This window comes from Pseudonocardia lacus, assembly GCF_018531445.1.
GTDB classification, from domain to species: domain Bacteria; phylum Actinomycetota; class Actinomycetes; order Mycobacteriales; family Pseudonocardiaceae; genus Pseudonocardia; species Pseudonocardia lacus.
The window spans coordinates 1-23,164 of the sequence record NZ_JAHDTH010000132.1; the positions used below are offsets into that span (position 1 = coordinate 1).

At 66.2% G+C, this 23,164-nt stretch carries 13 protein-coding genes and 2 pseudogenes; 8 read left to right on the forward strand and 7 right to left on the reverse strand.

What is annotated here, in order from left to right; genetic code table 11:
* Positions 1-292: 292 nt before the first annotated feature.
* Positions 293-1,072 (forward strand): hypothetical protein, encoded by a 780-nt coding sequence (locus KIK08_RS24915; protein WP_214405676.1) that lies wholly within the window; start codon positions 293-295, stop codon positions 1,070-1,072.
* 127 nt (positions 1,073-1,199) lie between these two features.
* Here the strand turns inward: KIK08_RS24915 and KIK08_RS24920 are convergent, their stop codons facing one another.
* The 3 genes from KIK08_RS24920 to KIK08_RS24930 all read right to left on the reverse strand — a co-directional run bounded on the left by KIK08_RS24920 (position 1,200) and on the right by KIK08_RS24930 (position 4,412).
* Positions 1,200-1,469 carry a hypothetical protein gene (locus tag KIK08_RS24920; protein WP_214405677.1) on the reverse strand — a complete coding sequence of 90 codons (270 nt, stop codon included), beginning with the start codon at positions 1,467-1,469 and terminating at the stop codon, positions 1,200-1,202.
* Positions 1,470-1,491: 22 nt separating this feature from the next.
* A complete protein-coding gene (locus tag KIK08_RS24925) occupies positions 1,492-1,713 on the reverse strand; it encodes a hypothetical protein (RefSeq protein ID WP_214405678.1) in 222 nt (73 codons plus the stop codon).
* Between the two features lie 263 nt (positions 1,714-1,976).
* Positions 1,977-4,412: a hypothetical protein gene (locus KIK08_RS24930; RefSeq protein ID WP_214405679.1), complete on the reverse strand. Its 2,436-nt coding sequence runs from the start codon at positions 4,410-4,412 to the stop codon at positions 1,977-1,979.
* A gap of 394 nt (positions 4,413-4,806) precedes the next feature.
* Between KIK08_RS24930 and KIK08_RS24935 the strand changes: the two genes are divergently transcribed.
* From KIK08_RS24935 to KIK08_RS24950, 4 genes are all read left to right on the forward strand, one after another.
* Positions 4,807-5,079, forward strand: coding sequence for a helix-turn-helix domain-containing protein (locus tag KIK08_RS24935; protein ID WP_308257865.1), 273 nt, complete (start codon positions 4,807-4,809; stop codon positions 5,077-5,079).
* Positions 5,080-5,108: 29 nt separating this feature from the next.
* A complete protein-coding gene (locus tag KIK08_RS24940; protein ID WP_214405680.1) occupies positions 5,109-6,122 on the forward strand; it encodes an integrase core domain-containing protein in 1,014 nt (337 codons plus the stop codon).
* 819 nt (positions 6,123-6,941) lie between these two features.
* Positions 6,942-8,672, forward strand: a complete 1,731-nt coding sequence (locus KIK08_RS24945; RefSeq protein ID WP_214405681.1) for a hypothetical protein — start codon at positions 6,942-6,944, stop codon at positions 8,670-8,672.
* Positions 8,665-10,386, forward strand: a complete 1,722-nt coding sequence (locus KIK08_RS24950) for a hypothetical protein (protein WP_214405682.1) — start codon at positions 8,665-8,667, stop codon at positions 10,384-10,386. The genes KIK08_RS24945 and KIK08_RS24950 overlap by 8 nt, the downstream gene beginning before the upstream one ends.
* Before the next feature lie 126 nt (positions 10,387-10,512).
* Here the strand turns inward: KIK08_RS24950 and KIK08_RS24955 are convergent, their stop codons facing one another.
* Both KIK08_RS24955 and KIK08_RS24960 read right to left on the reverse strand, forming a co-directional pair.
* On the reverse strand, positions 10,513-11,388 hold the full coding sequence (locus KIK08_RS24955) for a hypothetical protein (protein ID WP_214405683.1): 876 nt from the start codon (positions 11,386-11,388) through the stop codon (positions 10,513-10,515).
* Positions 11,389-11,747: 359 nt separating this feature from the next.
* A pseudogene (locus tag KIK08_RS24960) lies at positions 11,748-12,038 on the reverse strand (transposase); the annotation flags it as partial.
* Between the two features lie 36 nt (positions 12,039-12,074).
* Here KIK08_RS24960 and KIK08_RS42290 point away from each other — a divergent pair.
* From KIK08_RS42290 to KIK08_RS24970, 3 genes and pseudogenes are all read left to right on the forward strand, one after another.
* Positions 12,075-12,200: pseudogene (locus KIK08_RS42290) on the forward strand (hypothetical protein); the annotation flags it as partial.
* A 417-nt stretch (positions 12,201-12,617) separates the two neighbouring features.
* Entirely contained in the window at positions 12,618-12,884 is a 267-nt protein-coding gene (locus KIK08_RS24965; protein WP_214405684.1) for a Kelch repeat-containing protein, read from the forward strand.
* 539 nt (positions 12,885-13,423) lie between these two features.
* Positions 13,424-18,844 (forward strand): XRE family transcriptional regulator, encoded by a 5,421-nt coding sequence (locus KIK08_RS24970; RefSeq protein WP_214405685.1) that lies wholly within the window; start codon positions 13,424-13,426, stop codon positions 18,842-18,844.
* 151 nt (positions 18,845-18,995) lie between these two features.
* Here KIK08_RS24970 and KIK08_RS24975 read toward each other — a convergent pair whose 3' ends face one another.
* Together KIK08_RS24975 and KIK08_RS24980 are read right to left on the reverse strand one after the other, a co-directional pair.
* Positions 18,996-19,388 (reverse strand): hypothetical protein, encoded by a 393-nt coding sequence (locus KIK08_RS24975; protein WP_214405686.1) that lies wholly within the window; start codon positions 19,386-19,388, stop codon positions 18,996-18,998.
* A gap of 1,540 nt (positions 19,389-20,928) precedes the next feature.
* Positions 20,929-23,004, reverse strand: coding sequence for a WD40 repeat domain-containing protein (locus KIK08_RS24980; protein WP_214405687.1), 2,076 nt, complete (start codon positions 23,002-23,004; stop codon positions 20,929-20,931).
* Positions 23,005-23,164 lie beyond the last annotated feature (160 nt).

Consider the following 23,164-nt stretch of genomic DNA (forward strand, 5'->3'; position numbering starts at 1 on the left):
GCCAGTGGAACCGGCGCCCAGCCGAGCGACCTCGGCCGAACTGTCACACCCCACCACCAGAATCAACCGCGCAAGACCGGCCCCGACCGGTCACGATCACCTCCGGATCCGGGACGAAAGATCCGGGTTAGCCAAACCAGCTTCTTGACCACTTTCTCGAATGTGACCTTCAGTAGTATCGGTTCTACGCTACGATGACGTGCGGCGCTCATCCTACTCGCAGTCCAAATGAGCTCCGAAGCTATGGTCGAGCCTGCCATCCTGTATGGAATAAATGGCGCACGGAGGAAAATTGGGAACCCAGACGGAGTTTTCGGAAACCGCCGGACTATACTCGCAATTCACTGGCGTTCTGGCCGGCTTCGCTTTTGCTAGCATAGTCGCGCTGCTTTCAGTCCGACTGACGGTGGCGACGACTACTCCTCATTTGGCGCGATCATATGCGCCTCTAATGGGTGCGCTGCTAGCGCTCATTGCAACGAGTTTAAATTACGCAGTCGTCGCGTCCGACACATCGGACACAAGTCGTACTGCATCGTTAGAGCTGACTGCAGGTGCCGGCTTCGCAGCTGCCGGACTAATGCTAATTTACTCAATACTTACAGTTTTGCGGGCTGTTGAACTAGATGCGCCGGACTCGACGGGTGTTGCCGCCCGAGCTGCTAAACTAACTGAACGTCTGCTAATTCTCGGAGCTTGCCCCGTCATTATGCTGTTGATGAATGGGGCGATCCAGGATCATATTGGAGCCACCGCCTCAAGCGAAGCTGATGATGCTCGGTTCGCCGAGCTGCTCGGAGTAGCTGCACCCATTGGATCGTTTGCGGTCGGTGTACTAGCTGTGGTCGCCAAAGCTCAAATCGCCGCACTGCTGGCACCGTATTCAGATTTGCTTGGAAGCGTACTGTCTACGGCTGCAGTAGTTGTCGCGATTGGGGCGATAGCAGCCACAACGATCACAATCTCCTACTTCGGTGTCGACGTAGTTGTCGTAGATGCCGTTCCGATTATTGCAGTTTCTACTGTGTGGCTACTGATCACTCTCGGGCAGGCGGTTGCATGTATCGATTGACGCACCGTCGCGACTTGCGCCGCCTCGGTCGGGCGTGTCTGATAGTTGCCTTGATCGAGCAGGGCCGGGCAGTCGTCACCCCCTCTCCACGAGCGATTCGCATCGGGTGCGCAACCGGTGCAGATGCCTACCCGCCGGTCATCCACCTGCCAGCAGCATTCTCCTCCTTGACGAAGAGTCCAACAATGAAGTACGCGAAGAAGCCGACGGCGAGGCCGATGCAGTAACCGCCGAACAGGTCGGGATCGGCGAACACCGTCGTCACGGCAGCGCCGCCCACGGCGCCGATAACTGTCGCGATGTCGGAGAGCTGGACCGATTCGGCGTTCCGGCGCAGCGTTCGGTAGGTCACCCAGCCGATCACCAACCCGAAGCAGATCGACCCGACGATAGCCATCTCCTGGTCCTCCTTAATTTGGTCACGCGGACAGGCGCAGCGCCGCCATGCAGTACGGGGTGTAAGCCAGGCCGAGCGGATTGCCTCCCGCGAGCAGGTCGAGCCGAACCTTGCGGATAATCCGGCCGACCTCCTCCCCTTGCGCGAACAGCACGAAGAATCGGTCGGCAACGGCCTGGGCAAGCTGCTCGGGTACCGCGATCTCGGTGCCGAGCAGGCCGGACGCCTCTGCCTTCGCGAACACCTTGTTGAAGCTCAGCAGGTCGTCTGGGCTGATGCCGACGGTGCGGCACCCGTTGATGAAGACGAACGGGTGCTGGTCCGGCCACCGAACTGACCTGAGGTATTGCGGGAAGAGCTCCTGGACCTCGCGCCGGGTACCAAGGCCAAGGAACGGCTTCGCACCCCGTCGTCCACCGTGGCAGTAGAAGTATGCAAGGTGCAGGTCGAACTTCCTTAGTTCGGTGATCAGATCGTCAATGGAACTCGTTGCTTGGGAACTGCTCCTCAGCGTCTGTGCGACAGATCCCGTGTGGTGTGACCAGTCCGACAGGTCTCACTCACACCGATGACGACGTGAAGCGGCATCCCGTGTTGGAGCGGGATCCGCGTGGTCACATCGTGACGCGGTGTACCTTCCACAAGGCCCTCGTCGCGGCTGTCAACCGGTTCGATGGCCGGCGAGGTGAGGAGCGGTTGTTCGATTCGGTGCCGGAACCCCCAGAACCCGGATGGGCAGACGACTGTCGGGTCGTCCCGATAGGGACACTCGTCGCAGAAGCACTGCGACATAGCCAGATCGTCGCCTGTCCCGCCGCCCGCGAGGATCGACCGCGCGTTGCTGCACAGGGCGTTGGAACGGTTCATGCGGAACTCGTGGTCGTAGACGAGGTTCCAGGGAAGGACGTAGTTGGCTGACCGAACGGCCGCGATCTGAATGAGCCTGCTGCCGCGCAGCCGGTTTTCAAGCTGGTCGTTGAAGCTCTCGTCTGCGCCTGAGACGAGCTCCCCGAACAAGCCGGACCCGCAAAGGGCGAGCGTCCTCAGGTCCCCGAGGAGGCGATCGATGTCAACCCGGCCGTCACGGTATCGGTATTTGTCCAGCTCCCCGTTCCGTAGCGTGGCGCACGCGCTCTGGAGATCCCTGCGCGCATCGTCGACAGCCGTCTTGAGCTGGCCGGGCGCGATGTCCAGCTGCCGATGGATATCCGGCGTGGCCGCATCGCCCGCACCATAGACGACGAAGGTGTGGCCTCCCCGCGGATCCTCGTTGGTAACGATGTTGAGGGTAGGTTGGTCCATCTCGTCGAGGTTCTGGAAGGTGCTGCTCAACGCCCATTCCAGCTCGGCCTGGTAGCCAGGTCCTCCGGCCTGCTCGGTCTGCTCAACGGCGAGCGTCACCATCAGGGACTGAAGCAGGTTCGTTCCGTGGTGGACGGCGACCCGCAGCCTGACATTCCCTGGTGCGGAGGGAGCAGTGAAGGCGACGAGGACTGTTTCACTGTCGGCCGGCGGTCTGGGTAGACGAAGGGGCGTTCGTGGCCGATCAACGACGACATCGGCGCTCGAGACGACGACCGTGAGCTCCGCGGTGTCGTCGACGTAGGCGTCCGCCACGACCGATTCGTCGATGCGGGCTGGCGCAATGACGGCGCTGCGACGATCCGGTCGGCCGATCATGACGGCCAGCTCGTACGTCGTGTCTGCCGCGAGTGAGGTCTGTGGTGGTAATACCTGTCCATGCGACTGGACCCAGGCGTTTAGGACCCGGGCCGGTTCGGGAATCTGTGTGGCCCGAATGCGCTGGAGCTCGTTCAGCTCGGCCTGCGTCTCGGACATCGGTATAACGCCAAGTGTTTCTTGCGAGTACGAGTATGTCCGTTCGCGCAGCTGGGACAGATGCTGGAGTACATCCAAAGTCGCGGGCTCCGGTGTGGGCGCCCCGATGGGCCAGCCCAATTCGGTGAGCCGTGCCCGGTAGGCCGCGTCGACTCGATGGTGTTCGTCGATCACATCGGCGCTGAGGCGGCTGCCTGCCGCGTGCAGTCTCACAGCGCTATCACCGCCCCGCCGGACCCACAACGCCGGCAGATCTTCTGGTGCCGTCGGCGTAATGGCATGGACAAGGTCAGTGAGGTAGGTGTCGTGGGTCAGGTCATGGTAGAAGTCGCGGAACCTCGCAGGTCCACTTGCGATTGCCGCGATGCCGGTCGTCTCGTGGAGGTCGTGCGTGATCGATCGGAGGGCATCGGTCAGCCGCCCGGGACTACCGTCTAGGTGCGGCGCGGACTCGAGGACGACCAGGCGGGTTCCAGCTAACTCGAGAGCACGTGCGAGTGCCTCCGTGTCGATCACCGATCCGTCCACGTGCCGGACCTCGGGCCTCACGGATCCACTGTCCTGGTCCGGCACCTGCACCACGAGGTGCACGACATCGAAGTGTCCACTCCCGATGAGTCGTTCGATGCCGCCTCCGGTCTGTCGCCATGTCGCGACACTGCGGAAGTACCGCGAGATGACATCGACGCGCCCGTCCACGTCGTCGACATCGACGAGCAGGATCGAGAGCGGAACATCCGCCGGATCATAGGCTCGCGCGGCAAGGGTCGGCCCATATCGCACTACCTGCCGCTGGAGTGTGGGACCCAACTCCTCCCAGGCGAGGCCGTTCAAGTCGGGGTGGTCGATCGAGAGCAGCAGAGCCGTTCCCGGGCCGTCGCCCAGCACCTGACGGAGAGCGTCGGCGACCTCGGCGACCAGCGGGACGGGCGCCGTGTCCGACACTGTTCCCGGGAAGCCGACATCGATCGACGCGACGTCCCAGCTCGGCCATGTCCGTAGCTCGCCGAAAGGTGTTTCTCTCTCGACCCCCAGTGTCAACCCGGAGCCCGACACCGCCCCGGAACGGCGAAGTCGGACGTGCACCGCAGCCTGGTCGATCACGTGGCCGCCGCCCTCTCTGCAGGGGACCGTGCCCCGAGACGCGATGGACACCGGGGCCGGGGACGATTATCTCGGACGAGAGGCGCCTTCCGATACCGTCTGCAGTGAGATGCTTCTATGACTGTCACGTGGCGCTTGGTCGTGGATGGGTGGCGGTGAGGAGCCGGAAGAGTTCGCGGCTGATGTAGCGCTTGAGGATGCGGATGACTTCGCGTCGGGTGGCCCTTGGGCGGTGCGGCGGGCGAGGTAGGCGCGGGTGCGTGGATCGTGTCCGAGTCTGGTTGTCGCGCGTCAAACTCTTTGGCAGGGCCCGTTACTTGCGGGTCTGACCACGGAGGAACCTGATCACCATGGCAAGACCACCGGCCCTGCCGGCCGAGGAGAAACCAGGATCGTGCTCTCGATCCTGGCCGGTGAGCTCACCGTCGCCGAAGCCGCGCGGCGGGCGAAGGTGTCCGAGCAGTCCGTCGGTGCGTGGAAGCGCCAGTTCCTGGAGGCCGGCAAGGCCGGGCTGAGCACCGGTCGGTCCGGACCGTCGACGCGGGAGCAGCAGCTCGAAGCCGAGGTCGCGGATCTGACCCAGGCCCTGGGCGAGGCTGCGGTGGAGCTGAGGGTGTGGAAGAAGTCCGCGGAGGGCCGGCTGGGCCCTTCGCGGACCTCGCGCTGATCTATGCCGTGATCCGCGAGCAGGCGGGCATGCCGACCACGAGGTTCTGCCAGGTGATCGGCGTGCCCGAACGCACCTGGCGGCGCTGGCAGGCCCGCACCCGCACCGGTGCCCCGCTGAAAGGGCCGTGGCCGCGCCCGGCCCGCGAGCGGGCCCGACAGGCGGCGCGTCGGCATGCCCTGGCGCACCCGGCGTGGGGTCATCGCAAGGTCTGGGCGATGTGCCGCCACGACGGCCTGCCGGTGTCCCACGCCAGCGTGCTGCGCCTGCTTCGCGACGAGGGCCTGCTGCTGGAAGCGAACTACCAGCGCGAACGTCGCCAACTCGCGGCCCGGCGCAAGGCGGCGTTCGCCCTCGACCCGACCCGGGCGAACCAGGTGCGGCAGCTGGACTTCACCGAGTTCGAGACCAGCGCGGGCGGGATCTGGCGGCTGGCCGGCTGCCGGGATCACTGGAGCAAGTACGAGCTGGGCTGGCACGTCTCACCGACCGCGAACCAGCACGACGCGATCGCCGCAATCGAGCTGGCCCTGGCCCAAGCCGCCCGGCTGGCCGGCGCACCGCTGATCGAGCTCGCCCAACGCGACCCCGACGGCGCGGTGCAGCCGGTGGTGACGATCGTGACCGACAACGGCGGCCCGTTCCGCTCGTTCCGGTTCGAGGCCTTCATCGCCACCCACCCCGAACTGCGCCACGTCCGCACCCGCGTCCGCTCACCCCGCCAGAACGGCTCCCGCGAACGCGGGTTCGGCACGCTCAAGTACGAGCGGCTGTTCCTCGAAGACATCCCCGACGCCCTGGACCTCATCAGCCACGCGGAGGCCTACCGGGTCGAGTACAACACCGTCCGCCCCCACGAGCACCTCGCCTGGAACCGCCCGGCCGCTGTCCACACCGGACTGGCGACCCCCGGGTCCCCAACTTTCCCGAGCCCGAAATCCTGCCAACTGCTTGACGCGGGACACCACCACCCAAGGTCACCACCTGGTGCGTGGACAACGCCGTCGGGCCGGTGTTCCTACCGACCTACAGCACGTGGCTGAACTGGATCGAGAGCCCTGCGCTACTTCGCCCTCAACGGCACCGACCACCGCACCCACACCGAGCAGAACGCAGCGATCGCCGACTACGTCCGCTGGCACAACACCCACGCCGAACCAAAGATCGACTTCGCGGTCAACTCACCGATCCGGTCATGGACCCACTACCCGTCCAGGGCAGGATGACCTAGGCCATCGAGGACGATCTTGGAACGGTCCGGCAAGGGCGTCAAGGCATCTCGACGGACATTGCCTTGAGTGTGGATGATTGACAACAAGGGCGGCAGCCGCGGGCCCATCGTTCCTTCGCGGCTCAGGTCCGCTTGGTCAACCTACTGGTTTCACTCGGATGGCGGTCTTCGACAGGTGTCCGCCCTGCGATCCTTGGCCACCAGCCGAGCTGAGCAGAATAAGTGACGACAAATCAATCTCGATGTTGCGAGCGCCACGATACCCATGGCTACAAAATCCATGCAACGGGAGCTTGTCGTCCTAGCATAATTCAAATCGAGCGCGTCTGGGCGGCGTTGACGAACGCATACGCACTCTAGATGGCCACGAGACGGACGTCTCGTGCCCCAAATGGGAACGGTCTGAGTCATGATGGAAGCTTCTAGCAAACCCGCTTCTTCACCGCCAACACCGGCGTCAGCCCCACCCTCACCTACTCCGCTGGCTCCGTGCACCTCACCGGAGAAGCGCGCGTGGCCGGACCAATATCTTAGCTTTCAGCGACATATCACATCTGCGGGTGACCCCACCCAGGGAGGATTCCCCGTCGTTCTCGGCTGCAGGTATACGACGGCTCGACTCAGTGTTTCTGTGCTGGCCGAATTTGCTCAGCGCTGGTCGCTGCGCGAGGTTCTCGTCGGGGATCTCGCGAGCACACTTACGCTTGCGCCCGGTGAGGTGTTGACAGTCGAGGTCCGCCGTACCGATCGCACGCTGATTGAGGAGGGACGCGAGCAGGCGTCGACCGTTGAGGAAGCGGCCGAGATTGCTTCAAGCGACAAGGAGGCGCTGACCGTCGCGAACACTTCGGCTCGTGCCTCCAACTGGTCGATCGCCGGGGGCGGTAGTTTCTCCTTGGGGAGCGCCGGCGTCTCGGCGAATGCTACGTCGGCGGCCACGATCAGCAATACCCTCGCCTCGACTGTGAATGAGGTCCACGAGACGACGATCAAGTCGAGCCAGAAGATTGCCACCCAGAGCAAGATTCAAGTGAGAGGTGTCACCGAGGGAACGGTAGAGAGCCGTCAGACTCGCATTCTTCGAAACCCATTCTTGGACCGGACACTTGGGCTGAATCTCTATGAGATCAGCAAGCGGTTTCGCGTGATGACGGAAGAGGTACTCATACGTCCGCTGGTAATCGCCGAGATGGCGGCGCTGGATTTCACTGACCCGGCATCCGCCCAGTCGTTCATTGCGTCGAACGCGCAGTTCCTTTCAGAGCAGCTGATCGATATCGGACTTCGGGAATCGCTGCCAGTCATAGTCGAGTCTATCCGTCAACTCGGCGCGGCGCGAAAGCGACGGGAGGAACAACAGGCGCGTCTAGATAAGTCGATGGATGACATCGAAGAGTACTTGTTCGGCAACCGGGCTGGATGGCAGCCCTACCATCACAGCAACTACGAGCAGGACATCATAGCGGGAGACTTGGCCGGTGTGGCGGTCGGCGCATTCAACGACGGGACTACGTCGTCTAGTGGCGAACGTCCAGCAGCCCGTGACGCTGAGATCGTCGGTGCGGACGCCTTGCAAATCTTTCTCGCTCTGCACAGCATATATACAATTCGCACGGCCGGCGAATTTTCGAATGCGGAGTTCAAGATTCGCCGACTGGAGCTCTTCAGGTCGTTGGCGAAGTTCGTAGGCCAACTGTGGAGCACTAATCTGAGCGATAGCAGTCGCAAGGCGCTGCTCGACACAGACTCCATGACCGAACTGTTCCGCCGCATTCCAGGCTTCTTGTGCCTGACAGATGGACTCCTAGTCGACGCGGAGATTCCACAGCCGGAGGACCCAAAGGTCACCGCGCTCATTTCAGCACTCGGTGAACACTTGCACTGCCACCGACACTTCTATACGGAGCAGTACTTGCGCTTCCTTTGGGGACGTCTCGGGCGTACGTTCGTGGTTCGACTCGTCAATTCACTGTTGCACACTGTTTATAACGGCGTGCCGGTCCCCCCGGCTCAGCCTGACATCGAAAGCTTCCGGCCGTTCCGGAACATGTACCGCGTTGAGGATGTTCAGTTTGACGGACTGTCTGTACTTATTCCAATTCAGCGCTCAGCACTTCCCGATCTTGCTACAGGCAACGCGCCGAGCGCCGGACAGTTCGCCAAGGGTTTGGAAGACCTGGCCAAGGCCATCCAAGGCGCGACCAAGCCTCCGCCTCGGATAGAGGAAATCTTGGTCACCGCTGACGGTCTCCACATCGATCCTATCGCAGGAAAATGCGTTCTACCGCTATGTCTGGGCAGTGGTAGCGACGGTGGGCCTAACAGTTTAGATGACTACGGTCGGGATGCTCCTAGTGCCTGACCAGAAGCTGGCCGGCGAAGGTTTTCTGGTCGACGACTTCACTGCGTCCGCGGTGCTGGCCTCGCAGCTCAGACGTCTTCTCAACCTCACGGCACTCGCTTCCATGGGAGGGGCGTTTACGACCGAAGCTACAACGCTCTATTTGAGCCTTAAGGGGATATGGGAAGTGCCGGACGCCGCACTCGATAAGCATAAGGAGGTCGATGATGCGGTCACCCACCTCGATAACTTTTTTACGCCACTGCTCGATCCCAGCCATTTCGATCTGGCGGTGCGCTCAAGTCAGGTCTTTCTGCGCCGCTACCCGGGTGGGTCGGCCGTAGCTTCGCAGCCGCCGAGCGACCCCACCTACATTGACCATGCCCTCAGGGCATTTACAAATACTCTGAAGGAGCTCGATGAGGCGTTGGCAGAGTCTTTCTCGGCGCCATACACCTCTCGGCTAACCAATCTTGTTACCGGCATCGTGGTGCTCTGTTCGGTCCCCGTCTGGGCCGTTTATCATCATTTCCATGGGACTGCAGCGTACGCCGTGGTCTCCCATCAGCTCGCAAGCGTGCTCGCCATTGCACGCACGTCGGTGCGCACGATGTACACCGAGCTGGTGAGACCTAGATCCACAAGCGAGGGAAACCTGTCACCGAGCGAGGAGTATCTTCTAACTGTAGTAGACGACGCACTCTATTCGATGATAAGCGCCCGGCTCGGGTATCTGGCGCAGTTCGAGCGGAAAACAAGCGCACTGCCATCACGGATCAGGTTCGCTGCCGAGACTCTAAATAATCGGATAAGGGCAACCGCGTTCTGGGTTTCGGGGCCGTCGGACGAGCCCTTCGTCACTCTGGGCAAGCCTGCTCGGAGCGGACCCGAGGCCAAGGCCTTTCCCTACCACGGAGTAGTGCTCCATGAGGGAGGGGAGCGGCTCCACGCACGCAGCTTCTTCGCCTTGCCAGGGGCGTGGGCAGTGTTTGAAGACTTCTGCAGGCTTGTTTGCCAAGCCGGATTCACCGTAACCGTGACTGCAGTCGGGAACTCCAACGGTGGCCGCCATCCGCCGCACAGCACTCACCGTAGCGGCCTGGAGTTCGATGTGGACTGGACATTTACCTCAGATCCGAAGGACAGGGTCCGGAATCTCGCACGCCGGAGAAAGAAGTACGGCACTGGGATATTTCGAGATGTTGAACGTGGTCAGTACTTCTCCCTGGAGGAGCTCCCCGGAGACACGACGCCTCCAACCCACATCTATATAGAAGCACTCAGCGCACTGGTCGTATTCCAGGCTGCTGCGCTGTCTGGGTTGCGCCGATATTTGTATGTGGATGTGACGAACATGATCCTAGCCGCTGACTATCTTGGCTGGGTCGTCGATCGCGGCCTATTCGCCGAAGTGGGTCGGAAAGCGAATGTCCCTGTCGCTGAGGGAATGGGCCACTTCAATCATCTCCATGGAGAAGTACCGTCTCCTGCAGTCAGCCGCCTGAGTGGTGATGCACTAACTCGGATATTCCGCCAGGCTCTCGTTCGTGATGGTAATGACGAATTCTCCTCGTACTATTTCCGGCCCCCCGTTGACGCCTCCCCCGCAGTGATAGCGCGCGTCCTGCAGTTCACCGAGCGATGGATGCAACGCTCGGCGGCTGGACTTCCGGCCTTACTGCCCGTCTGGCTATCGGCGGAAGAGGTAAGCCGCCGCCTGGGCTTGGAGGGGTGAGCTAGTTGACCTCGGATAAGGACAGTCCGACGGCACCGCGAAGTCCTGGAATCGTTTCGGTTACGGAGAACAGCTTCCCAGCCCAACCAGAAGACGAGCATCGGACGTCTGGTCGACGTCGTTTGTTCAGGCGCGTTCGCATTCGAGCCGGAAGAGGACCTGCAGGAGATCTTCCGGGGTGTTCGGCCAACGGCCGCCCCTAAGGCCACGCAGCTCGGCTCGGAGAATCCACGACGCAAGGTCTAGAGGCCTGACAAAACTCCACCAGTAGTCGAACGGGGCGCGCTCGCAGCGATCGGCACAGATTATACCGGGACCCTGACGCGAGTCGACCTCGCGAAACTCTTTCAGCTTGGGAAGCGCGACGATCTCCAGCCACGCGCTATTTTCCGGAATCGCCATCGCTGGATCGAGCGAAGCCGCCTCCTCTCTAATTCGAGCTGCGAGCGCAGCCTCGCAGATTCGTTCTCGGTCTGCAATTCTCTTGTAGTGAGTGGTGAACTCGTCGAGGAGTTGGCGCAAGTACTCCTCCATGCTCTTGACGCACATCCGGATTCTGGACAGCCAAGGATCGCTGATGTCACTTGTTCCGCTATCGAGTGCGCGCACAACGTTACGCAGTTGGACTGCGGAGTCGACCAGTTCGCGCATCTCGTTTCCGTAAGTCAGCGCCGAGCGGTGGGCCGCGACGAGGATGCGGCACCGCTCCACACGATCGTAGACGGACTTGAGGTCGGCGAGTAGGGCTGCGACGAAGCGCGACTGCTCGTTGCGGCGTTCTCGCCTTCGCTGAATGTCGTCCAGCAGCAGCTTCACGACGCCGCCGATGAACGCGACGAAGATGAGCGTCGTCGAGGCTGTCAGCATGACTTCGCTTAGCTTGCCGTCGGCAACTACAGCGACACTGAACCCGCCAGCAGCACCCAGTGCGACGATGCCGGTCGCCGTCCACAAGGGGTGACGGCTGACAAAATTCGCGAAGCGGTGATTGACTTCACTCACCCTGTACTCCCTTCTTGATCGGTCAGGTCGAGAGTCGGTCTGAGCGGCGCCTTCTTACCAGTTTGACATGGCCAGCGCTGTACGTGAGCAATAGTCTTGACTATTGCTCCATATCCGTCTCTACGACCAAGTCGACCGCAGATGGCGACAGCAGGCGACGATAGCGTCTCGCGCTTGACCTCGAGGAGCCCGCGCTGTCCCGTTGCGGTGCGACCTAGCGTGGTGGCGCATCCTCACCTACGGACGGCGGCACCTCGCAGGTGGTGGCCGCCGGACCTGCCCACGTGCTGGCGACGAGACGAGGTACGCGCTCAGCCGGGACTGCCCAGACTTCGGTTGACCCGGTTCGGGTAGGCGGGTCAGGCCGCGTGAGCGGTGTTGAGCAGTGTCTCGAACTCGACCGGGGTCAGTCGACCGAGGGCTTGTTGTCGGCGTCGGCGGTGGTAGGTGGTCTCGATCCAGGTCACAATCGCGAGGCGGAGCTCCGTGCGGGTGCGCCAGCGCCGGCGGTTGAGCACGTTCTTCTGCAGCAGGCTGAAGAACGACTCCATCGCGGCATTGTCCGCGCAGGTCCCGACCCGCCCCATCGACCCGCGCAGCCCGGCGGAGCGAAGTTCGCGCTGGTAGGCGTGTGATCGGAACTGACTGCCGGCACGACGCAGCTCTCGCAGCTCCTCGACGCGGGTGTGCTCGCCGGCGGCTCGCCCCTGAAGGCACATGACGGCGACCGCACGTACGCAGCGATCATCGTGGACGGCCGTATCGAGTTGCCTACAGGCGACAGCTACCGCCTGCCGGATGAAGCTACGGCGGTTGTGCGAGGGAAGAAGAACCTCAGCGGGATGAGCTTCTGGCTGGCCGAACGGCAACCAGGAGAGTGGGTATCGCTGCGCGACATCTTCGACGAGGCGAAGCGGCAGGGTCGGATCGGGACCAAGCGTGGACGACCTCGCTGAGGGCGTCCACGGCAAGTCGGATTATGCAGTTGAAGATCGAAGCCACGACGCCCGTCCTTCATGACAGCCCGCATCGACCCGGCCGACGAGCTCAGTGCCTCTGTGCGAGCGGCTTGAACCGCAGCCAGCTTGCCCGAGGGCGGGCGTGGGGGGCAGGCACGGGTCCTCCTCGACGGCATGCTGCCGCCCGGGTGATCCGGCCGTGATCGAGTGCACCGGGACCACCTGATCGCACCACCATGGCGCCGACTGCGGGCGGCCAGAGTTCCGTGGGTGCATCCGACCACCCGATCCGCAGGCGGCGCGGTCTCGCCGCCCCGCTTCCGGCACGTGATGGCCGCCGTCGGTGGCCAAATCATCGTGTTCGGCGGGCATGACGGGCAGCTGCTGAACGACACCTGGGCCTTCCGCGACGGGGCCTGGCACCGCTGTACCCGCCGCAGAGCCCGCCGGGCCGGAAGCTGGGGCCGCGGCGTCCGATGGCAATTGACTGGTCGTCTTCGGCGGGAAGGGGCCGACAGCACGCTGGACGACACCTGAATCTTCGACGGCAGGTCGACGAGGCGCACCGCCGCGCGGCGATCGCCGGCGTCGGCGCGGCGGACCAGCTCGGCCTCGTCACCTCGCACGGCCAGCAGCTCGGCCAGCCGCCCCACTGCCTCCCGGTCGCCGGCGTCGGCGCGGCGGACCAGCGCCCGCAATCCGGCCGCCGCACGTCCGCCCTCACCGCCGACGGAGGATGATCCGGAGGATCTCGACCGCCGTCTTCCGGCGATCGACATCACGACTGCAAAGGGCGACGAGGAGCGGGAGGGCCACCAGCCCTCCGAAGATCCACGCCGCCGCACCCACCTGGTAGAACAACTCCGCCTCCTCCTGTCGCCGCAGCGACCGCCCATCCGGGAAAGATCAGGAACTGCAACCGGGAAAGATCGATTAGCTGCCGGTCTTCGGCGAGCGCGATCCTTCGAACAGTTGTGGCGAGCTCCGTGCCGATAGCGTGACCTCGCTGCGGGACGTCCCGACAGCGCGCGGACGTTTCGCGGACGGAACCGGGACACCCCGGAGGAGGTCATCGGGTGGATATCTCGCCCCAGGAGCGGGAATTCGGCGCGGAGGTGGCCCGCAGCCGCGATCGGGCCGGGGTGACCCAGGATTGGGTCGCACGCACGATCGGCGTGTCGCGCTCCAAGGTGTCCGAGATGTGCGCCGGCAGGTACCTCCCGGCCCGCGAGGTGCTCGACGCCCTCGTCGTCGCCCTGGCGATGGACCGGGACGCCACGGTCGAGCGGTGGACGGCAGCGCGGGAAGGCCGCCGCGGCCGTCGGCACCAGGAGCAGCTCGACCGGACGCCGCATCCGGCGGGCTGGTCGGCGCTGCCGCCGCTGCCCCGCGAGGTCCAGACCCTGCTGACCGCCCAGGTCCAGGCGGCCCGGACCCTGCCTTACCGGCTGCCCGGTTCGCGCGAGCCGTCCCTCGCCACGGTGTACGTGCGCCAGCACCTCGGCAGCGGCGCGGAGGACGTGCAGCCCGAGCCGGTCCGGCGGGAAGTCGTGCTGGACGGTCGGGGCAACCCGATCGACGTGCCCGCGGCCCCGATCGTCCGGCAGCAGGTGCGACCGCTGGCCCGCACCGTGGCCGAGGTCCTGGACGCGGACACCCACCTGCTGGTGACCGGCGGACCCGGCCAGGGCAAGTCCACGCTGTCCCTGCGGTTGGCCGCCGAGGTCGCGCAGTGCTGGACCGGCGGCACGGCTCCCCTGACCGAGCCGGTGCTGCCCTGCCGGCTCAGCGCCCGGGAGCTGGCGAGCCGGCTCGGGCGAGCTTTTCCGCAGGCCCTCGCGGACACGGTGAACGCGGAGTACGGGGCGCTGCTCAGCTCGGCGATCCCGGCCCGGCTGTTCGAACGGCGCGTCGCGGGCTGCCGCTGGCTGCTGCTCGTGGACGGCCTGGACGAGGTCGCCGACGACCGCCAGCGGGACCGCTTGATCACCGTGCTCGCGGCGCGGGCGGAAAGCGCCGACTCGGCGTTCCGGATCGTGCTCACCACGCGCCCGCTCGAAGGCGCCGCGCTCGGCCCCCTGCTGCGCATCGGAGCCACCGGCTACGAGCTGCTGCCCTTCGACGACGACGCCCTGCGCACCTTCGCCGACAGCTGGTTCACCGACGTCGGCGACGACTGCGCGCACCGGTTCACCTGGCAGATCCGCGCGGCGCACCTCGACGAGCTGGTGCGGGTACCGCTGCTGGCGACGATCGCCGCGATCGTCTTCGAGCAGCACGCCGACCGACCGCTCCCGGACAACCAGTACGAGCTCTACGAGAGCTACCTCCGGTTCCTGCGCACCGCGCGGACCGCGGCGACGAACCGGTTCGCCGCGTCGTGCGACCGGCTGCTGGAGCACCTCGGCCGGGAGCGGCTGGAGACCGACGCCTCGCTGGTCGCCACGGCTCGGGCCTGGGCCGAGCGGCACCTGGATCCGGGGCTGCTGGTCGCGGGGTGGCAGGACGAGCTCATCGCGTTCCTCGCCATAGTCGGCCCGCTCACCCAGCGCCGTGGCGACCTGCAGTTCCTACACCACAGCTTCGCCGAGCACCTCGCCGCCACGGCGCAGGCCCGGCTGCTCCCGCCGGGCTTCGCCCCCGACCAGGAGGACTTCCGGCGACTGCTGCTGGCCGCCCAGCCGGAGAAGCGCGGCCGTTTCGCCCGCTCGGTGCTGGTCCACTTCGCGCACCTGCACCCGTCCGAGAGCAGCCGCATGATCGACTGGCTGCACCGCGGCACCGCCGACCAGCACCTGCTCGCCGCCCGGCTCCTGGCCGGCCGGGTGCGGGCGGACGCACCGGTGGTCGACGCGTTCCTCGCCACCGTCCGCGGCTGGGCGATGACGCACCAGCGCCCCGGTTCGGAGATCCTCGAACAGGCCAGCCGCGCCGCGCACCACCCGGGCCTACCCGCCTGGCTCCTCGAGCTGATGCGCGACGACGGCGCCCCGTGGCGCAGCCGGACCGAGGCCGCGACCGCGTTCGCGACACGACTGCGCGGACCGCACACCGAGGAAGCCCTCATCCGGCTCCGCTCCGTCGTCGACGACGCGGACGTCGAGGTCGACCACCGGCTGGCGGCCGCCGAGGCGCTGTCCCAGTGCGCCGGCGTCGAGCGGGCGGCAGCCGAACGCGGCCTCCGCGCGGTGTTGGACGACCCGACGGCGTCGGGCGCCGCCAGCCGGGTCGCCGCGGTGGTGCTGGCCGGGCTCGGCTCGGCGGCGCGGTTGCACGCCACGACCGCGCTCTCGGACCTGCTGACCGATCCGTGGACTCCCCTCAGCGATCTGGTGCAGGTGGCCGAGGGGCTCGTCGAGATCAGCTTCACCCACCACGAGCAGTGCGCCGCAGCCTTCCGCACCGTCCTGCACGCCGGCCGGCCCGGAGTCGCGTTCCGGTCGGCCGCCGTCGGTCTCGCCGGGCTCGGGCACGGGTACTCCCAGGAGGTCACCGCGCTGCTCGACAGCATGATCACCGATCCGCGCCAGGAGGATGTCGTCCGCACCGGGGCGGCCGATGCGCTGGCCGAACTCGGCCCGCAGCACCGCACCACCGCCGGTCGGGGCCTGGTGCGGATGCTCGGCGAACCGGGACCGACCGCAGACCGGCGGCTGTCGGTGGCCAGATCGCTGGTCAAGTGCGGCGGGTCGTTCCGCGACGAGGCCGAGGCGATCCTGGATTCGCTGCTGGCGGATCCAGCCGTCTCCGCCTCCACACAGCTCGACGCCGCTCGCATCTGGATCGACGAGGGTTCCCATCACCCCGACGACGTGGCGCAGCTCCTGCACAGCGTTCTGCGAGCGTGCCCGAGCGGCACCACTCGAACGAGTGTGCTCGGCCACATGGCCCGTCTCGGCGAACCCCACAGATCCTTCGCCGTCGCGGCGCTCCGCGCCGATATGAACGACCACGACGCGCCGATGACCACGCGCTGCTATGCCTACGACGAGCTGATCAGCCTCGGACCCGAGCACCACGAGGAAGCCGCCGCGGCCCTGCTGCGGTCAGCGTCCCGAGACCTCGACGCCGGCACCCAGGTGCAGGTCTGGCAGCGCCTGTCGCAACTCAACGTCCGCTACCGCGAGGTTGCCGATTTGGTGATCTGCCAGCTGCTCCTCTCCGACGATCCCGAAGTCTGGCACTACGCCGTCCTGAACCCCGGACATCTGGCGGACCTCGCCGCGACCACCGGAGCCCTGCTGGCGGCGCTGGCGGACCCGCAGCGCCCGCGGCCCACCAGGACGCTGGGGATCAGAACCCTCTCCTACTTCGGCCGTGCGCACCACCGAGCAGTGGTCGACGCCGCTCTCCAACTGCTCCGCAGCGGGGATTCACCCCACCAGAACCTGAGCTACTGGTTGAGCGCATTCGAGAACTTCGGCGTCGAACCGCGGCGCCTGCTCGCGCGGGCGCTCAGGGAGACCGCGGCCGGGCTCGACGCCTATGGCGTGGCGCAGGCCGCGGCGGCGTTGAGGCGGATAGGGGATCAGCCCGATCAGCACCTACTAGACCTGCTGGAGAACGCCGTTTCGGACGAGGCGGAACGACTGTGGAGCCGCAGTCAGCCGGCCGCACTGCTGCCCACCCTGGCAGCCCGCACCGATGCCGCTGAGCTCGTTTCCCTCGTCCTCCCCGAGCCGAGCGACGAGTCCACCTCGGGCGAGGACCTGACCCTGCTCGGGTTCGCCCGGATCGGCCTGGACATCGGGCCGGAGCTACGCGCACTGCTGGCCAGCGCCGAGTCGAGCGGTGCAGTGACGGTGACAGCCGCATCCGTCCTGGCCGAGCTGCAACCCGACAGCCGATCGGAGATGAGCGCGCACCTGCGGAGGATCGGGGCCGACACCCACCTCCCCCTCGCCCTGCGGCTCGATGCGATGACGCGGTTGGCCGGGCTGGAGCCCGCCGCGCACGCTGCCGCGGTCGCGATGTACCGATCCGCGCTGGCCGACGACTCGATCTCGATCGACCTGCGATGCTCCCTGGCACGGGACTTCACGCGACTCGATCGCAACGCCGTCCACGAGGCCACCGAGTTCCTCCGCCGATGCGCTTCGGATCCGACGGCCCTTCCAACCGAGCGAGCCCACGCCGTCAGTCGCCTCTGGTACCTGGAATCGTCCTGGTTCGCATCCGGATGGCTGATCTCGTGCGCGCAGGGCGTGACCCGCGATCCCGCGGCCGATCCTGTAGTCCGTCGCCGGGCTGGCTCCGCCATGCCGGGGCGCGAGAGCCGCGAAGTGGACCTGGACCTGCTGACCGACGCCACCGCCTGGGCCATCACCCGGGTCCCGCCGACGGACATCTGGGGGCGTGTGCGGCAGGTTCAGCACCAGGTGGAGGTCGAGCCGGTCCTGCGGGAGGTGTTCGCGGCTCCGGAGTCCCGCCTCGCCGGAAAGGTGAACGCTGCGGTCGCGCTCGGCGAGCTCGGATCCCGATCCAGGGCGGAGGCCGTGGAACTGCTCGCGGGACTCGCCCACATCCGCACCGGAGCCGTCATGGTCTGGCGCGCGCTGGCCGGACTCGGCCGGGAGGGCCACCGCAGGGCGGTCGCCGCCGCACTCGCCGTCGTCGACGACGAGACCGCACCGGCGCGGACCCGCAACCGGGCCGCGTGCTTCGTCGCCACGATCACCAAGCACGTACCCGATCCCGTCTTGGCACGGTTGCGGGCGCAGGCTCAGCCCGGCCCCACGCCGGGGAACGTCCGGCTCGCCGCCGCCCACGCCCTAATCGGGATCGACGGCCTCGGCCCCCTGCGGGCGATCCGCGATGACGACCGGGAGCGCCCGGCACTGCGATGGCGAGCGGTCCACCTGCTCCCGAACGGTTCAGCGATCGACCGGGTCGCCGCGGTCCGGGTGCTGAGCACGATCGCCTCCGACAGCGGCTGCCGCCTGCCGCTGCGCTGGCGAGCCGCTCGCGACCTGGTCGAGATCGGCGAGCGCGGCCACCAGCTGGGCTGCGAGCTCCTCCGCGCGATGACCGAGGACGACGCCGCGAGCGACCTCACCCGAGCTCACGCAGCCAAGGCGCTGGCGTTGGCCAGACCGGACACGCGCGGCGACTGCGCGCGGCTCCTGCGCCGGCTCGCCCCGACCCCGGACCCGATGCACCGCATCCTGGTGCTGGAAGCACTCGGCGTCCTCGACTCGGAATGGGCAGCCGCGGCGCTGCGCACCATGGCGACCGATGGGGGGCTCGGGGCCGTCGCCCGGGTGCGGAGCGCCGGAGCCCTCGCCGGTCTCCGCCGGGACCAGCGGGAGGCAGCCGCCGCGGTCGCCCGCGACATAGCCCATGACGCCGCCGTCGCCCCGCACGTCAGAGCGACGGCGGCCCGCGGTCTGGCGCGCTGGAGCCGGCTGTGTCGTGACGAGGCGCGCAAGGTGCTCCGCGAGCTGCGCCATCCCGCGGAGGCACGGCCAACCGTGGTGCGTCCCGTAGCCGGTGAGTAGGTCCTCACGCTGGGACTGCATGGTGGGGCCTGAACGGGCGTCGACCGCGCCGACGGGCGGCGCGGTCAGGTGCTCGCCCGCCGCAAGCGCTCCGCCGCCTGCTCCCGGACGGCGTCGCCGCAGAGCGAGGTGTCGCCCAGGGTCGGCAAAGTCAGTCGATCTTGAGCAGGTGAAGGGGCCGGCGGGCGTCGCGGCTGTGATGGCGTAAGGCCTTGGCGATGTTGGTGGCGCCGGACAGACGGTGCAGGCTGATCACGAGGTTTTCGCAGCGAGGCCATGACGTGCGGGCCGGCGTCGGTGCTGATCTGGGACAGGTCCTCGGCGAAGGTGACATCGCGGACCCAGTGCAGACCGTTCTCGATTTGCCAGTGCCCGCGGATCCAGGCGGTGAGCTCGTCAGGTCGGCCTGGTGCGGGCCCAGGTCGGTGATCGCGTAAATGGTCTCGATGCGCCAGTGCCCCTTGCGCCCGGTGCGGGCGCAGACCGGGCGGGTGATCTGGGTGGCCTGGCGGGCGTGTGGAAACTCGATCCCGGCGGCGATCACGACGACCTTGAGGCTGCGAATCTCCCGGCGCCCGTGGGCGGTCTCGGCCCGGCGATGGGCGGACTCGACATCGCGCCAGGGCAACGCCGCGAGTTGGCGGCGCAGCCGAGGTTGGTTGCCCTTCGCGGTCAGGACTCAGTACGCGCCGCGGCGTTGCGGTCGGCGACATGCTCTCGTTGGGTGTGCAGGGCGTCCGCGGTGATCACCACGCCGGTCAGGTCGATACCGGTCAGGGTGTCGAGCAGCGGAACGAAGGCGGTGATCTCGTTGGTTCAGATCGGCGCGGTATCGTCGGCGCCGAGTTAGTGGCATCCGAGCCATATCCGGAGCCGCACCGTCTGCCGGTGCACCACCTCCGCAGACGCGGCCCAGTGTCTGGATTAAATACCTTTCGGCTGCCGAGTTCGGCAGTGTCCACTGCTTCGCCCCTTCATTGGGGAGCTAGTGGGCCTTCCCGAAGAATTCGAGGTCTATTCACGTAGCCGCGAGACTCGCTGCTGATCCGTCTCTCAGAAGATGCGGTCTCGCAGAAGTCAACAGTAGTGTCGTTTGCGTTCTCCAGGACAGTTCGTGACAGCGTCGCGCCTATGAAGCGAGCAAGTAGCCGATCCTCCGTCCGAAAAGACATTAAATTTCGGGCTGCAACCGCGAAGCTGGCAATGTCATTGAAGGTGTTTCTGAAGCTCTCCTTTGCGCGGTGACTGCTCAGGAACTGGTCCATTAACTCTGCTGTAAGCCCGACGTCGTTATGGACGAGTGGCACGCATCTAAATTGCATGTCAAGAATGAATGCGAGACGATCGCGAATGGCTGATTGCTGACTTCGCGGCAACTTGCTCGCACAAGCTCTTATTGCTACAGGTATGCGCATCTTAATGGCATAGGAAATCGCTAGGTGGGAGTACTCCGGCACTGTGGGTAGCTGTCCGCCCAAATTAAATGTCAATGTGTCGGTGGACCTCTTCTTGTAAGCTCCATGATCCTTTAAATGCATTTTCACCTGGTGTTCGAATCCCCGCGGGTCTAAAGTGGTGCGACCGGGGCTTGGTATGTAGTAAGCGTTCCGCCTCCTCACCGCCGACGTCGACCACCCATGTCGACCACTCGTGCGGGTCGGCTCATGCCGTCCAGTGCAGCAGCAGGTACACCCCGTGCTCGGCGCCACGAGGTCGACGAACCACATATCTGTGGCCTCGACGGCCACTGCGCCGCCGAACCGCATGTACTTCGCCGTCTGCGCCAGCAGCTCGGTCGCCACCTGCAGCGAGACGAGGGCTTGGGCGAAGCCGCCGCGAACGCGGCGTCAGCAGGGTGGATTGCCCAACATCCTGACTGCCTCTCCAGGGGAGCTAACAGGCTGATACCTACTAGACACGAACGGTGGCCCCGGTGTGCAACGCCTAACTGAATTTCCTCTGCCACGTCGAGTCGGTCTCGCTGGGACGCTGGAGGAATTCGCCTGGTGGCTCGGCTCCCTTGAGTGAGCGAGATGCTGAGGCAGAGCAACTGCGGCGGTTCGGCTTCGACGTGCCGGATGAGTCTAGCCCAGCGAGCGTGTGGTCCGCGCGGCGGCGTCGTTAGTGTTGGCCAGCAATTTGTCGGTGCCAACGGTGAGTAAAGCAAGGCCAGCTCCGCCGACGGCCAGAGTCCTTTGCCGTTGCTCACGTGGGTGTCCAGGAGCCAATGCATATACCGCGGCCGCGAAAACGGCTCTGGCCAGTTCGGAGCCGGTGGTTGGGTCCCACAGCCGCACCGTCCCGTCCAAGCTGCCGGTGGCCAATGGGGTGCGTCCGTCAGGCAGCTCGACCGCCGTCATGGCTGTCACCCTGCGGGTGTGACCGGTGAGCGGGTCACCCAGCGCAGTAGCGGTGAGAGGATCCCACAACCGCACCGTCCCGTCCTCGTCGCCGCTGGCCAGCAGGGTGCGACTATCGGGCAGCTCGACGGAAGCGATCGCAGTCACCGCGCTGGTGTGGCCGTTGAGTGGTTCCTCGAGCGGGGTGGCGGTAACTGGGTCCCATAACAGCACCGTCCCGATCTCGTTGCCACTGGCCAGCAGGGTTCGTCCGTCGGGCAGCCCCACCACAGCGATCGCCGTCACCGCGGGGCCGCGGTTCATGAGCAGGTACTCGACCGCGGTGGTCGTGACCTGATCCCACAACAGCAGCGTTCCATCCTTGTCGCCGCTTGCTAGCAGGGTGCGTCCCTCGGGCAACCCGACTGCAGCAATCGCCGTCACTGCGCTGGTGTGGCTGGCGAGCGGATCCCCGACCGCGGTGGCGGTGGCCGGATCCCACAACCGCAGCAGTCCGTCCTCGTCGCCGCTGGCCAGCAGGCTACGCCCGTCGGGCAACGCGACCGCGGCAATCGCCGTCAGTGCGTTGGTGTGGCCGGCGAGCGGGTTCCCGATCACGGTGGCGGTGGCCGGATCCCACAACCGCACCATCCCGTCCTCGCCGCCGGCGGCCAGCAGGGTGCGCCCGTCGGGCAACCCGACCGCAGCCACCGCCGCCACCGCGCGGGGATGGCCGGTCAGCGGGTCCCCGACCGGAGTACCGGTAGCGGGGGCCCACAGCCGCACCGTCCCGTCTTCGTCGGCGGTGGCCAGCAGGGTGCGCCCGTCGCGCAGCTCAACCGTGGTCATCGCTGTCACTGCGCTGGTGTGCCCGGCGAGCGGGTCACCCACCGCGGCGGCGGTGACCGGATCCCACAACCGCACCATCCCGTCCTCGCCGCCAGCGGCCAGCAGGGTGCGCCCGTCGCGCAGCTCAACCGCGGCAATCGCCGTCACTGCGCTGGTGTGCCCGGCAAGCGGGTCAGCCACCGCGGCGGCGGTGACCGGATCCCACAACCGCACCATCCCGTCCTCGCCGCCGGCGGCCAGCAGGGTGCGCCCGTCGCGCAGCTCAACCGCGGCAATCGCCGTCACTGCGCTGGTGTGGCCGGCGAGCAGGTACCAGTTCCAGACGGCGGTGGCGGTGACCGGATCCCACAACTGCACCATCTCGTTCCAGTCGCTGACGGCCAGCAATGTCGGCCCGTCGGGCAATCTGACCGCGGCCAACGCCTCCACCACGCGGGTGTTGCCGGTGAGCAGGTACCTGTCCGTCGTGGCGGTGGTCGGGTCCCATAACCGCACTGTCCCGCCGCCGCCAACGGCCAGCAGGGTGCGCCCGTCGGGCAACTTGACCGCGGCCATCGCCCAGACCGGGCCGGTGTGGCGGCTGGTGAGCGGGTCCCCGACCGCAGTGGCGGTGGTCGGGTCCCACAACCGCACTGTCCCGTCGACACCGCCGGTGGCCAGCAGGGTGCGCCCGTCGGGCATCCCGACCGCCGCCACCGCGGTCACCGCTCTGGTGTGGCCGGTCAGTGGGTCCCCGACTGGGATGCCGGTGGCCGGGTCCCACAACCGCACCGTCCCGTCGCCTCCGGCGCTGGCCAGCAGGGTGCGCCCATCGGGGCCGGTTAAGCTGGTCAGGTCGTTGATTGGGGATCCGGTGGTCCCGATGATATTGTCGGGTACCTGCCAGCGGGCCCATCGAACATCGAGTTGGAATCTGGCCGCTGGCCTGCCGCGGGTGCGCAGCGCTCGGCCGGTCACCCCGGCGTACGCCACCGCCAGGCTGACCTGTTTGTCGGCTGGGCTAGCTGTACTGACCGGAGACGTTGGTCGAGATCATGTGACGACACGATCTAGCTGATCTTGATAGGCGAGGACCTCCCGGTGTGGTGTGGAGCTGTCTGACGGCACCCACACACAACCCCAGGAGGTCCTC